Origin of the sequence: Gordonia polyisoprenivorans (assembly GCF_017654315.1) — a bacterium.
GTDB lineage: Bacteria > Actinomycetota > Actinomycetes > Mycobacteriales > Mycobacteriaceae > Gordonia > Gordonia polyisoprenivorans_A.
This window is the reverse complement of record NZ_CP072203.1, coordinates 5066271-5078494: the sequence shown is the minus strand read 5'-3', so window position 1 is coordinate 5078494 and position 12224 is coordinate 5066271. Positions and strand designations below refer to the sequence as shown.

12 protein-coding genes are annotated in these 12224 nt (G+C 65.4%); 6 read left to right on the top strand and 6 right to left on the bottom strand.

What is annotated here, in order from left to right:
- Nucleotides 1–44 precede the first annotated feature (44 nt).
- Entirely contained in the window at nt 45–710 is a 666-nt protein-coding gene (locus J6U32_RS22750; protein ID WP_208792246.1) for a PaaI family thioesterase, read from the bottom strand.
- Nucleotides 711–779: 69 nt separating this feature from the next.
- On the bottom strand, nt 780–2150 hold the full coding sequence (locus tag J6U32_RS22745; protein WP_208792245.1) for an alpha/beta hydrolase domain-containing protein: 1371 nt from the start codon (nt 2148–2150) through the stop codon (nt 780–782).
- Nucleotides 2151–2660: 510 nt separating this feature from the next.
- On the opposite strand from J6U32_RS22745, the gene J6U32_RS22740 reads away from it, so the two are divergent.
- A complete protein-coding gene (locus J6U32_RS22740) occupies nt 2661–3950 on the top strand; it encodes an HNH endonuclease (protein ID WP_208792244.1) in 1290 nt (429 codons plus the stop codon).
- A 516-nt stretch (nt 3951–4466) separates the two neighbouring features.
- On the opposite strand, the gene J6U32_RS22735 is transcribed toward J6U32_RS22740, so the two are convergent.
- The 4 genes from J6U32_RS22735 to J6U32_RS22720 are packed head-to-tail and all read right to left on the bottom strand — an operon-like array spanning nt 4467 to nt 7950.
- Nucleotides 4467–4835 (bottom strand): carboxymuconolactone decarboxylase family protein, encoded by a 369-nt coding sequence (locus J6U32_RS22735; RefSeq protein WP_006367798.1) that lies wholly within the window; start codon nt 4833–4835, stop codon nt 4467–4469.
- Nucleotides 4832–5719 carry an NAD(P)-dependent oxidoreductase gene (locus J6U32_RS22730; protein WP_208792243.1) on the bottom strand — a complete coding sequence of 296 codons (888 nt, stop codon included), beginning with the start codon at nt 5717–5719 and terminating at the stop codon, nt 4832–4834. Before J6U32_RS22730 ends, J6U32_RS22735 begins: the two co-directional genes overlap by 4 nt.
- Nucleotides 5716–6453 carry an SDR family oxidoreductase gene (locus J6U32_RS22725; protein ID WP_208792242.1) on the bottom strand — a complete coding sequence of 246 codons (738 nt, stop codon included), beginning with the start codon at nt 6451–6453 and terminating at the stop codon, nt 5716–5718. The genes J6U32_RS22730 and J6U32_RS22725 overlap by 4 nt, the downstream gene beginning before the upstream one ends.
- 30 nt (nt 6454–6483) lie before the next feature.
- Nucleotides 6484–7950, bottom strand: coding sequence for an aldehyde dehydrogenase (locus J6U32_RS22720; protein ID WP_208792241.1), 1467 nt, complete (start codon nt 7948–7950; stop codon nt 6484–6486).
- A gap of 64 nt (nt 7951–8014) precedes the next feature.
- Between J6U32_RS22720 and J6U32_RS22715 the strand changes: the two genes are divergently transcribed.
- From J6U32_RS22715 to J6U32_RS22695, 5 genes are read left to right on the top strand one after another with little or no spacing between them, the layout of a single operon-like run.
- Nucleotides 8015–8602, top strand: a complete 588-nt coding sequence (locus J6U32_RS22715; RefSeq protein ID WP_208792240.1) for a TetR/AcrR family transcriptional regulator — start codon at nt 8015–8017, stop codon at nt 8600–8602.
- Between the two features lie 16 nt (nt 8603–8618).
- Nucleotides 8619–9854 carry a cytochrome P450 gene (locus J6U32_RS22710; RefSeq protein WP_208792239.1) on the top strand — a complete coding sequence of 412 codons (1236 nt, stop codon included), beginning with the start codon at nt 8619–8621 and terminating at the stop codon, nt 9852–9854.
- Complete coding sequence (locus J6U32_RS22705; RefSeq protein ID WP_208792238.1) at nt 9854–10657, top strand: SDR family oxidoreductase; 804 nt, start codon at nt 9854–9856, stop codon at nt 10655–10657. The genes J6U32_RS22710 and J6U32_RS22705 overlap by 1 nt, the downstream gene beginning before the upstream one ends.
- Nucleotides 10654–12015 carry a cytochrome P450 gene (locus J6U32_RS22700; protein ID WP_208792237.1) on the top strand — a complete coding sequence of 454 codons (1362 nt, stop codon included), beginning with the start codon at nt 10654–10656 and terminating at the stop codon, nt 12013–12015. The genes J6U32_RS22705 and J6U32_RS22700 overlap by 4 nt, the downstream gene beginning before the upstream one ends.
- Nucleotides 12015–12215: a ferredoxin gene (locus J6U32_RS22695; protein WP_079930736.1), complete on the top strand. Its 201-nt coding sequence runs from the start codon at nt 12015–12017 to the stop codon at nt 12213–12215. The genes J6U32_RS22700 and J6U32_RS22695 overlap by 1 nt, the downstream gene beginning before the upstream one ends.
- Nucleotides 12216–12224 lie beyond the last annotated feature (9 nt).

Genomic DNA, 12224 nt, shown 5'->3' with positions numbered 1-12224 from the left:
CCGATCACCGTGCGTTCCCATCGAGGTGACCGCGGTGCGCAATGTCAGTCCTGCGTGTGAGCGGAGGAGTGGTCCTTGGACGCGCGCGGCATGCGCCCGGTCCAGTCGCGGGGAACGATGAACACGCCCTCGGCCTCGACGGTGACCCCCTCGGCGTCGGCGAGAGTGCCCCGGACGGTCTTCTTACGGCCGTCGCGGCCGACGATCGACGCGCGTGCGGTCAGCGGTCCCAGTGGAGTCGGGCGCACGTAGCGCAGCGAGATCGTCCCGGTGTAGCACGGCACGTTGTCGACGCTGGCGGCCTCGCCGAGGACCTGATCGAGGATCATCGCGGCCACTCCGCCGTGCACATGGTCACCGGGACCCTCATAGGCGGCACCGAGGGTGAACTCGGCAGACACCTCGTGCCCGTCGTGGTGGGTCCGCAGTGGTGGGGCGATGGCGTTACGAACGCCGACAACCGAATTGCCCCAAGGCATTCCGACAAAGTCTGGCGTGTAGCGCACGCCGTACGGGCCGTCGATCTGTTCGGCGCGCAGGGTGTCAACGATGGCGTCGATCCGCTCGCGCGCCGCGGCCACCACATCGTCGGGGACCTCGGTGCGAATCACCGCATCGATGAGCTGGCGCACGGACTCGGTCAGCGGTTCGTAGACCGCACGGCGTCGGGCGATCTCGTCGTCGGAGATGTCCTCGAGGGTGAACTGCATGCGGCGACTCCCGGGTCGTGCCGGCCGTGGCGAACCGCGGACCGAAACCAGACTAGAACGTGTTCTAATCTAGCGGAAGGCGTCGGCGTCGGCCACCAGATCGGCGCGGGCATCGGCCAGCACCTCGGCGCGGTCATCCGGGCGGACGAAGCCCGCCTCGATCGCCGTGTCGGCCGCCTCGGCGTAACGCTTGAGGTAGGTGTCCTGGTCCGGGTAGAGATCGGCGATGACCGTCGGCGGCAGGGGTGTCGTCACACCGAACAGGACGCAGATCCGGGGTACGTCGTCCTCGACCACGCCGCTGAGGATCTGGGTCGGTACGTCCACGCACGGAGTGCGCACGCCGTCGCGCGCATTGCCGACCTGGTCGAGTTCGAAGCGGTGGCCGTCGCCGGCGTCGACCACCAGGAGCGGGTCCGCGACCGGGGGCTCCGACTCCTCGTCGACCCACGACCGCAGATAGTGCAACGCCGAGCGCAGCACGAAGCGCTGCTGTCCGCGATTCACCGGCGCCGGACAACCGAGCATCGACTCGTACTCGCCGATCTGGGCGAGATCGGCATGTGACGTCCCGGCCATCTCCCATACGCGTAACAGTGACGAATCAGTTTGTCGGGCTTGCACATACTGAAAGTTGGTGAGAACGTCGGTCTCGGTCTGCACGACGAAGACCGGAACGGTCAGATCGGTGGATATTCGCACGGGCAACCCGCGATAGGCCTCGGTGATGTCGGCGGGGCCACCGGCCTCGCCGAGCGGTAGTGCTCCGAGTGATCGGCTGTGAATCAGAATCCCGTGAAAGACGTTGTGCAGGTTGGTGAAATGATTCGCGTAGGTTGTCAGTGCCATCGCCGATTGGGATTCGCCCGCGGCCAGCAGTCGGCGCACCGTGAGCCCCGCCAGCGGATGGCCTTCGGTATGGTTCGCGGTGAGTGCGCCACCGATGGCGCCGTAGATGTCGTAGCTGTAGCCGTCACCCGGGTGGTGCAGTGACCCGTATCGATCGGTGTCCTTGTCGGCGAGACGCGTGGGCGTGTCACCGCCGTCCATTCCGACAGATCCGGCACCGCCTTCGATGCCGGTGTACTGCGCCGACACCCCCACCCACGCATATCCCGATCGGACGATCTCCGGCGCGAGGTAGGTGTACTCGGGTGCGGCGTCGGTGCCGCTGGACACGTTGAACCACTCGACGACGACGTGTCCGTTGAAATCGGAGTCATTCTCGGGTCGCCGCACCAGGATTCGAGTGGTGAACTCCGCGGAGTCGGCTTCGGCGACGGCGCCCGACGAGGTGCTCTCGAATCGGCGGGCACGTCCTACGGCAGCATATTCGCGCTCCTCGTACCGGTGGGCAGCCAGGTCCGGACCGGGACTGGCGCTGAGGATGTTGTGACCATTCCCGCCGGTCAGTTCGATGAAGGTCACTTGCGACGACATCTTTCGACCATAGCCCTCGTTCACGGTTCGACGAGGCCTTCCTGATGTTTGACGTCGACGTCCTCGAGACGCCTTCCCCTCGATGGTCGAGGTGCCCGTCTTGCCCAATGGCCGGAACCCTTCCCCCGACGCCCCATGCGCCGGGCCTTCCCCCTGATGCCCCAGGCACTGGGCCTTCCCCCCGGATGGTCGAGGTGCGCGGTGCCCCCATGCGCCGGGTCTTCCCTCCGATGGTCGAGGTGCGCGGTGCCCCATGCGCCGGGTCTTCCCTCCGATGGTCGAGGTGCGAGCCGCGTGCGGCGAGCCTCGAGGCCCGGCGAGACAACAAGCCCCCCAACCACATCGACATCAAGACAAACGAAAACCGCACCCCTACCACACCCCACCGACAGAAGATCAGCGCCGAAACACGTTGTCCACAAGCAGAATTGATCAAACTTCCCCTTGCGTCGAACACCCTGGCGAGGTACACTGGAGCCATCACACCGATCAGCCACCGGGGAGGGGCCGATGATCGACACCACCACAACTCTTGACGTCAAAGATGTTGATGCCGAAGCAGTCTTCGCTGTGATCGTCACCCAACTCGGCGACCTGCAATGGAATCCGGAGATGACCGGACCCCAGGCCTTCGGTGCAATGAAACAAGTCCTGCTGTTGCGGAACCTGGTTGATCACCACGCCACCACCCTCACCGGCGAAATGGACCGGTTAGGGGTGGCCGACCACAAAACCACCCGACTGCGAGAACTGTTGATCAGCATGGGTTTCGCGCCCGCGGTCGCGGGTCGGTATGTGCGGATCTCGGCCACCAGCGACATTGATCTGTTGTTGGCGCATGCCGCGGACGGGTCCATCTCGTCCGAACACGCCGATGCCATCGTCCGCGGGCTGGCGCACATCGACACCCGATCTCCCGAACCTTTGGACACCGTTCAACGGTGCGAGTTTCTGCGGAAACTCTTGTCGCACTACTTCGCCGGATTCACCCCCGCCGAGATCAACACCTACGCGCGGCAGTTGGGGAACGAGTTGGCTGCCGAAACACCGGGTGGGTTACCGGCCGCCGAGGACAAGCGAATCAACTCCTACACCGACCGCATCACCGACGACGGACGGTTGGAGATCTCGGCGAACCTCGACATCATCGCCGGGGAGAAGACCCGGACTCTGATGGAAACCTTGTCGGCGCCCAGGCCGCAACCCGATGGGTCACCGGATCCCCGTACACCCGAGCAGATCTGTGCTGCCGCATTCGAAACGATCGTCGAACTCGCGGCACAAGGATTGGCCGACACCACCTTCTCGGCCAAACCCACCAACGGCCTGTTGTGGACCTGGTCGGCGGACAACCCGGCGCTCGGCGGGGATTTGCAGAACATGGGCGCGATCACCGAAGCGACCGCGAAAATGTTGTCATGTGACACGACGATCACCAAGATCATCCTCAATTCCGACGGTGTACCCCTCGACGTCGGACGCCAGGAACGCTTCTTCACCCCCGGACAGCGCAAGGCTCTACTCGTGCGTGACCGCGGGTGCATCAAATGCGGAGCACACGCCGGACGCTGCCAAGGACACCACCTCGTTCATTGGAGCAAAGGTGGCCCCACCGACCTCGACAACGGCTGTCTGCTCTGCAACAGCTGCCACGACGACGTCCACCACCACGGATGGGACATCGTCATGGGATTCGACCGCCACCCCTGGCTGATCCCACCCGCAAGCGTGGATCCGAAACGACGACCAGTGCCGTCCTATCACCGACGCACTATGCGACTCGACGACGTGGCAGCCTGACCTACGCTGCCCCACTACCTGATTCCCCGCACCCGGCATCGCCGGGACCGCATCTGTTGTTTGAGAACTCCATAGTGAAATCCATCCAATGGTCGAGGTGTTCGAGCGTCCGCGGACCGGAAGCCTTTCGGCACAGGGGGTCTCGAGGCTCGTCGTTGGCGCTCCTCGGCACCTCGACCATCGGGGTGAGAAGGGCATCGGGGTGAGAAGACACGGGATGGGAAGGCGTCAGCATCCTTCCGTGGCGAGTCGTCATCCCCCGATGGTCGAGGTGTGAGCCGCGTGCGGCGAGCCTCGAGACCGCCTGCAGTAGCGCTGGAACCGAACCACCGTGGACCGGAAAGCGTTCGGCACAGGGGGTCTCGAGGCTCGTCGCTGGCGCTCCTCGGCACCTCGACCATCGGGATGGGACGGCCATCGGGCGGGAGGGGCTGGAGCATTCCCGCGCGGGCGGCCTCGTCCATCGGGATGGGAACACCGTCGGGCGGGAGGGCGTCAGCGCCCTTCGACGGTCGGCTATTCCTTCTGGGACTTGCGATGGTTGTCGATTACCTTGCCGAACATGAAGTGCATCTTGGTGCCCAGGGGCCAGCCGACGTAGTAGCAGAGGAACAGGGAGATCTCCTCCAGCTGTTCCGGTGTCAGTTCGCCATTGGCCAGCGCCGAGGACGCCTGGATCTCGGCGACGTCGATCTGGCCGGACTGCGCAAGGGCACCGAGGAGTAGGAGTCGGCGATCGCGGATGGAAAGCCCTTCGCGGGACCAGACTTCGCCGAACACCTGATCGGCGGTATGGGCGAAGTAGTCGCCGGGTCCGTCGGACATTTCCCAGCCGTAGACCTTCGACATCATGTCGAGCGACTTCTGGCGCTGCTCGGATGTCATGAGAGTTCTCCTTCGTGGTGGGGGACGCCGAGTGCCTCGGCAAGGTCGCGGCGTGCCAACCGGCCGAGGGGAAGGTCGACACCCAAATGATCGGCAAGGGCCAACGCCAACGAGAGATCCTTCTCGCCCAGGGTTCGAACCGAAGTGAAGATGCCGTACCAGAAATCATCCGGTGCGATCTCGGCGGTGGTGCCGCGCAGCATGATGGCGCCGGCACCACCGGTGATGGCGTCGGTGTGGCGCACCACTGTTCCCAGTTTCACCAGGTCGATACCGGCTGCCTCGGCAAGGCGGGCGGCCTCGGTGGTGGCGGTGAACGAGATGAAGTGGAGCAGGTTTCGCGCCAGCTTCATCTTCGTGCCCGCACCGACGTCCGGGCCGGCGTGGACCAGCATGTCGGAGGTGAGTGCGAACGGTTCCTTGATACTCTCGTAGGCGTCGCGCGGGCCGCCGACCATGATCGCCAAACGGCCTTCGGCGGCACCGGCCGCGCCGCCGGAGATCGGGGCGTCGAGCACTGTCACGCCGCGCTCGGCGGCCGCGGCAGCGAGCTCGACTGCCGTCTCCGGAGCGATTGTCGAGTGCACGGTGATGATCGTTCCCGGAGCCGCGGCGCTCAACAACCCGCCGTCACCGCTGACGACTGTGCGGACCTGCTCGTCGTCGAGCACGCAGACCCCGATGATATCGGTGCGAGAAGCCAGATCCGCAAGTGACTTTGCGCGATCGGCTCCCTGGTCGACGAGCTTGGCGACGGCGTCCTCGGACAGGTCGAACACCGTCATCCCGCCGTCCCACTTGGCGAGGCTGCCGGCCATCGGGCCACCGATGTTTCCCAGCCCGACATACCCGAGCCGCAGAGAGCCGGCAGGGTCGGCGCTCACGACCGGATCACCTGCCCGCCGTCGACATTGAAGATTTGGCCGGTGATCCAGCCGGCCTCGTCGGACAACAGGAACAGGCACATGCCCACCAGATCCTCGGGCGTGCCGAAGCGTTTGAGTGGTAAGCGGTTCACGATGTCGTCGACCATCTCCTTCGGTGTGGTGGTGCGCGTTGCCTCGGTGTCGATGGGTCCGGGGGCAATCGCGTTGATCCGGATGTTCTGACCGCCGAGCTCGGTGGCCAACTGTTGGGTGAGGCCGTTGACGCCCACCTTCGCGAGACCGTAGAAGCCGCTGTACAACCATGCCGCGGTGGAGGATTGATTGACGATCGCGCCCCCGTCGGTCATGTGCGAATACACCGCACGGGTGACGTTGAGCGCGCCGTCGAGGTTCACGCTCATGAACTTCTTGTAGTAGTCCCACGGGACGGTGATCAAGAAGTCCAGTTTCATCCCGCCGTAGATCGCCGCGTTGTTGACCAGACCGTCGATCCGGCCGTACGCGTCGACGGTGGCCTGCGCGAGTGCCGCGGCCGAGTCGGGATCGGAGACGTCGGTGTGGACGTAGCGTCCGCCGATGTCGGCGGCGACCTTCTCGCCGGCCTCGTCGTTGAGATCGGCGACGACCACATTGGCGCCCTCGCCGGCCAGTGCTCGTGCGTAGGCCTCGCCGATGCCGCCGGCGGCGCCGGTGACGATGACGGTTTTGTCGGTGAATCGTGAAGACGTCATGTGCTGCTGCTCTTTTCGTTGGGTGATGGATCAGGCGGGTCGGGCGACGGCCTTGGTCTGCAGGTATTCCTCGAAGCCGGCGACGCCCATCTCGCGGCCGATACCCGATGCCTTGTAGCCGCCGAAGGGCACATCGGCGGAGTACCAGATGCCGCCGTTGACGGACATGGTTCCGGTGCGAATTCCGTTGACGACCTTGTTGATCCGATCTTCATCGGTACCCCATACCGCTCCGGAGAGGCCGTAGGGAGAGTCGTTGGCGATGCGGATGGCGTCGTCGTCACCATCGTGGGGGAGGACCACCAGCACCGGCCCGAAGATCTCTTCCTGGGCGACCCGGGACGAGTTGTCGACCCCGGAGATCAACGTGGGTTCGACGAAGAATCCGGTCGGCTTGTCGGTGGGTCGTCCGCCGCCGATCTCGATGGTGCCACCCTCCGCGCGTGCGAGTGCGATGTAGGACTCCACACGCTGACGTTGGCGAGCAGAGATCAAGGGCCCGCAGATGGTTCCGGGGTCGGTCGGGTCGCCCGCGGCGAGCCCGGCGAGGCTGTCGCGGGTGGCGGAGATCGCCTCGTCGAGTCGCTCGCGCGGGACGAGCAGTCGGGTGGTGATGGCGCATCCCTGCCCGGCGTGGGTGACCACGGCGAACGCGGCCATCGAACACGCGGCCGCGAGATCGGCGTCGTCGAGGACGATGAACGCCGACTTCCCGCCGAGTTCGAGGAAGACCTTGGTGAGCGATTCCGCGGCAGCGGCCATCACCTTCTTGCCGGTGGCGGTGGACCCGGTGAAGGACACGACGTCCACGCGCGGGTCGCTGCCGAGTTGGGCGCCCACTGCGTGATCGCTGGAGGTGACGATGTTGACGACGCCGGGCGGGAAGTCGGTTTCCTCGGCGATCACCTTGCCGACCAGTGCCGCACACCATGGGGTGTCGGGGGCGGGCTTGAGGACGACCGTGCATCCGGCGGCAAGTGCCGGCCCGATCTTGGCGAAGTTGATTTGGTGCGGAAAGTTCCACGGCGTGATCGCGCCGACGACGCCGGCCGCCTCGCTGCGCACCTCGCGATGGTTCTTCAGACCCATCGGCTTGGCCTCGCCGAGATCGGTTGTCCACGAATAATTCTCGGCGAGGTCTGCGAAGTAGCCGAGGTCGTTGATGGGTCCCTCCAGCTGCGGCCCGTGCGTCAGGAACACCGGGCAACCAACTTCGGCGACGGTGATCTCACGGAGTTCGTCGACGTGCGCGAGCAGGGCGTCGCGCAGCTGCCGGAGGCAACGCGCACGGAATGCGTGGTCGCGCGACCACGATGTCTCGTCGAAGGCGCGTCGGGCGGCGGCGATCGCGGCATCCATGTCGGCGGTGTCGGCGTCGGCCGCCTTGCCGATCACGGCCTCGGTGGCGGGGTTGATGACATCGAAAGTGCAACCCCCGCCGGGGATCAGCTTGCCGTCGATGAGTAGATCCGAGGCGGATACGGGTCTGAGTGACATGAACTGGAACTCCATCTGGACAGGTGTCTGGACTCGAGTTCAAAGCTAGTGTAGCGTCGGTCACATGTCCAGTCCCGTATCTCAGGAATCGACCCGACGGCGACTCTCCGCCCAGCAGGCCGAAACCGTTGCCCGGCTGACCGACGCGGCGGTCGACGTGCTCAACGACGAGGGCTTCGACGGGTTGACGGTTCGGGTGGTCGCCAAGCGGGCCGGTGTTGCGCCAGCCACCGCCTACACCTACTTCTCGTCGAAGAGTCACCTTGTGGCCGAGGTGTTCTGGCGTCGTCTGGCCGACGGCGTACCCGCCCCCGACCCGACTCTCGAACCGGCCGACCGGGTGGCCGCGGTGCTGCGCGACGTCTCCCTCGTGGTCGCAGGTGAAGGGCAACTCGGCGGCGCGGTTACCGTCGCACTGTTGGGCACCGACCCCGACGTCGAACACCTGCGCCTGCGCATCGGCGGATTCATCCGCCAACGCCTCGCCCAGGCGCTCGAGGTGGACCCGGAGAACCCGGGGCCGGTCGTCGACGCGCTGGAGATGTTGTACGCCGGCGGGCTCGTGCACGCCGGGATGGGCCACCTCAGCTACGAGCAGACCTCCGAACGTCTGGTCGCCGCCGCCCACCTGCTGATGGAGAAGCAATCGTGATGATGGAGCACACCCGATGACCGACACCGTTGCCGTGGCCGGGATGCAGGAGCATATTCCGTTCGATCCGTATGCCTATGGCTTTCATGAGGATCCGTATCCCACCTATGCACGCCTGCGCCGTGAGGCGCCGGTGTATTACAACTCCGAGTTGGATTTCTGGGCGCTGGCCCGGCATGCCGACGTGCGCAGCGCATTTCGTGACTCGGTGAACCTGTCCAACGCCTGGGGCGTATCGATGGACCCGGCGTCGTACGGTCCGGACGCACACAAGTCGATGTCGTTTCTGGCACTCGACGACCCGAAACACATGCGCATCCGCAAACTGGTGAGCAAGGGCTTCACCCCGCGCCGCGTCAACGACCTCTCCGGCCGGATCACCGCCCTGACCCACGAACACTGGAGCCGGTGCCTCGATAAGGGCGAGTTCGACTACATCGCCGACTTCGCCGGATTGCTCCCGATGGACGTGGTGTCGGAGTTGCTCGGCGTCCCCGAGAGTGACCGGGCGTTCCTGCGCAAGCAGTCGGATCTGCTGCTGCATCGCGAGGAGGGGGTGCTCGACGTCCCCGAGGCGGCCGTGTACGCGTATATCGAACTGCACAAATACTATTCGGCGTTGATCGCCGAACGTCGCACCAGCCTCGGCGAGGACCTCGTCTCGGCACTGCTCACCGCCGAGATCGACGATGAGTCGGGGGCCAAGACGGCGCTGTCCGACGACGAGATTGTCGGATTCATGGTGCTGATGGTGGTGGCCGGCAACGAGACGACCACCAAACTCCTTGCCAATGCTCTGTATTGGGCTTGGCGCAATCCCGACGAGATGGCGCGCGTCGTCGCCGACCCCGACCTGGTACCCGACTGGACCGAGGAGACTTTGCGCTACGACAACTCGACGCAGATGGTGTTGCGCCGGGTCGCCGCCGACGTCGACTACGGCGAACACACCATCGCCGCCGGCCAACGGGTGTTGCTGCTGGTCGGCTCGGCCAACCGCGACGAGGACGTCTTCGACGATCCCGACCGCTACCGCATCGGCCGGGACTGCGGTCAGGCGCTGATGAGCTTCGGCATGGGCACCCATTTCTGCCTCGGCGCCCACCTGGCGAGGTTGGAGGCCAACATCGGGCTGACCGAGGTGGCCCGGTCGATCCGGTCGGTCGACATCGACATGGAGAACGCGGTGCGTGTGCACTCGGTGAACGTCCGCGGCTTCGCCGAACTCCCGGTACGAGTGACGGTGCGCTGATGGCCTTCCTCCCGCATCCCGCACGACGCCCGGTCCTGGTCGCGGGCGCATCCTCCGGCATCGGCGCGGCCACCGCCGAATGGCTGGCAGCGCAAGGGCATCCGGTGGCCCTGGCCGCGCGCCGAGTCGACCGACTCCAAGAGCTCGCCGACAAGATCATCACCGCGGGCGGGGAAGCCGTCGCGGTGCCCCTCGACGTCACCGACGAGGCGTCGGTCCTCGAGTGCGTCGCCAAGTCGCAGGCCGCGATCGGTGATCTCGAAATCGTCGTCGCCGGTGCCGGTGACCTCGCCGTCGGACTGTCGTACGAGACCTCGCCCGCCGAGTTCGCCGATCAGATCAACATCCACCTCACCGGCGCCTACCGCCTCTACCGTGCGGTCATCGGCGGCATGATCGAGCGGACGCGCGGGGACGTCGTGTTCATCGGATCCGATGTGGCACTGCACCCCCGGCCGTGGTCGTCGGCGTATGTGGCCGCCAAGTCCGGCATCGACGGTCTCGTCGCGACCATCCAACTCGAACTCGAGGGCACCGGCGTGCGCGCCGGGGTGGTGCGCCCGGGCCAGACCCTCACCGGCATGGGCATGAATCTCGACCAGAAGACCACCGAGAACATGCTCAACGACTGGATCACGCACGGACTGGCGCGCCACGGCAATTTCCTTGCCCCGGAACACATTGCGCAGGCGGTCGCGGCCATGATCACGATGCCGCGCGGCGCGCACATGCGTGCGGTCGAGGTGGAGGCCGAAGGCGCCATCCCCAAGAGCAAACTCCCCCCGAAAGGATCCGAGCAATGACCACCCTCACGACCCCGAAACGCGTGTCCGGCGGCGACGGTGAACACGGTCATCTCGACGAGCTCGCCACCGACCCGATCGGCCTGTTCTGGCGGGTTCGGGCGGAGTGCGGTGACGTCGGGCAGTTCCAGCTCGCCGACCGTGAGGTGGTGCTCGTCTCCGGCGCCGCGGCCAACGAAGAGTTCTTCCGCGCGCCCGAGGAGGATCTCGACCAGGCCGCCGCATACCCGTTCATGACACCGGTTTTCGGTGAGGGCGTGGTCTTCGACGCGAGCCCCGAGGAGCGCTCCAAGGCGATTCACAACTCGGCGCTCAAGGGCGCACACATGAAGCAACATGCGGTGACGATTCCCAACGAGGCCGAGCGCATCATCGCCGGATGGGGCGATGAGGGTGAGATCGATCTGCTCGAGTTCTTCGGCGAGCTGACCCTCTACACCTCCTCGGCGTGCCTGATCGGCCGCAAGTTCCGCGAGCAACTCGACAAGCACGTCTCCGAACTGTTCCACGACCTGGAGAAGGGCACCGACCCCATCGCCTACGTCGATGCCCACGCCGACATCGAGAGCTTCCGACGCCGCGACGCCGCACGCGCCGAACTCGTCGAGTACATCCAGGGCGTGATGGAAGAACGCGTCACGAACCCGGTGGCGGACAAAGAAGATCGGGACCTGATGGACGTCCTGATCCAGGTCGGATTCGATGCCGACACCATCACCGGCATGTTCATCTCGATGATGTTCGCCGGCCATCACACCACCCAGGGCACGGCCGCGTGGACCCTGATCGAGTTGCTGCGCAATCCTGAGTACCTGCGGCGCGTCTACGACGAGCTCGACGAGATCTACGGCGGCACACCGCCCGGCGAGCGCCCGGAGTACACCTTCGCCCACACCCGGCAGATGCCGTTGCTGGAGAACGCGCTGAAGGAGGCGCTGCGTCTGCATCCGCCGCTGATCATCCTGATGCGATTGGTGCAGAACGATTTCCACATCGAGGAGTTCGAGGTGAAAGCCGGTCAGACGATCGCGGTCTCGCCTGCGGTGTCCAATCGGCTGGCCGACGACTTTCCCGATCCCGACACCTTCGACCCGGATCGCTACCTCAAGCCACGCCAGGAGGACCTGGTCAACCGCTGGACCTGGATTCCCTTCGGTGCCGGCCGACACCGTTGTGTGGGAGCACAATTCGCGATCATGCAACTCAAGGCGATCTTCTCGGTGCTGTTCCAGAACTACGAGTTCGAGATGGCCCAGCCCGCCGACAGCTATCACAACGACCACTCGAAGATGGTGGTGCAGCTCGCGCAACCGTGCCGGGTGCGCTACCGCAAACGGGTCCGGGACACGGAGTCGTGATGCGCATCGAGATCGATCTCGACCTGTGCCAGGGCCACGGGATGTGCGAGATGGAGGCCCCGGAGGTCTTCGTCGCGCACCGCGATCACGCCGAGATCCTCGACAAGGAGCCCGACGAGAGCCTGCGCGAGCAAGTTCTCGCCGCCGTGCAGTACTGCCCGACCCAAGCTTTGAGAATCATCGACGACGACAACGAATGACGAGGACCT

Excerpts from the sequence above, each read along its gene's own strand:
- J6U32_RS22750 (WP_208792246.1), bottom strand. The coding sequence starts at position 710 with ATGCAGTTCACCCTCGAGGACATCTCCGACGACGAGATCGCCCGACGC.
- J6U32_RS22745 (WP_208792245.1), bottom strand. The coding sequence starts at position 2,150 with ATGTCGTCGCAAGTGACCTTCATCGAACTGACCGGCGGGAATGGTCAC.
- J6U32_RS22740 (WP_208792244.1), top strand. The coding sequence starts at position 2,661 with ATGATCGACACCACCACAACTCTTGACGTCAAAGATGTTGATGCCGAA.
- J6U32_RS22735 (WP_006367798.1), bottom strand. The coding sequence starts at position 4,835 with ATGACATCCGAGCAGCGCCAGAAGTCGCTCGACATGATGTCGAAGGTC.
- J6U32_RS22725 (WP_208792242.1), bottom strand. The coding sequence starts at position 6,453 with ATGACGTCTTCACGATTCACCGACAAAACCGTCATCGTCACCGGCGCC.
- J6U32_RS22720 (WP_208792241.1), bottom strand. The coding sequence starts at position 7,950 with ATGTCACTCAGACCCGTATCCGCCTCGGATCTACTCATCGACGGCAAG.
- J6U32_RS22715 (WP_208792240.1), top strand. The coding sequence starts at position 8,015 with ATGTCCAGTCCCGTATCTCAGGAATCGACCCGACGGCGACTCTCCGCC.
- J6U32_RS22710 (WP_208792239.1), top strand. The coding sequence starts at position 8,619 with ATGACCGACACCGTTGCCGTGGCCGGGATGCAGGAGCATATTCCGTTC.
- J6U32_RS22705 (WP_208792238.1), top strand. The coding sequence starts at position 9,854 with ATGGCCTTCCTCCCGCATCCCGCACGACGCCCGGTCCTGGTCGCGGGC.
- J6U32_RS22700 (WP_208792237.1), top strand. The coding sequence starts at position 10,654 with ATGACCACCCTCACGACCCCGAAACGCGTGTCCGGCGGCGACGGTGAA.
- J6U32_RS22695 (WP_079930736.1), top strand. The coding sequence starts at position 12,015 with ATGCGCATCGAGATCGATCTCGACCTGTGCCAGGGCCACGGGATGTGC.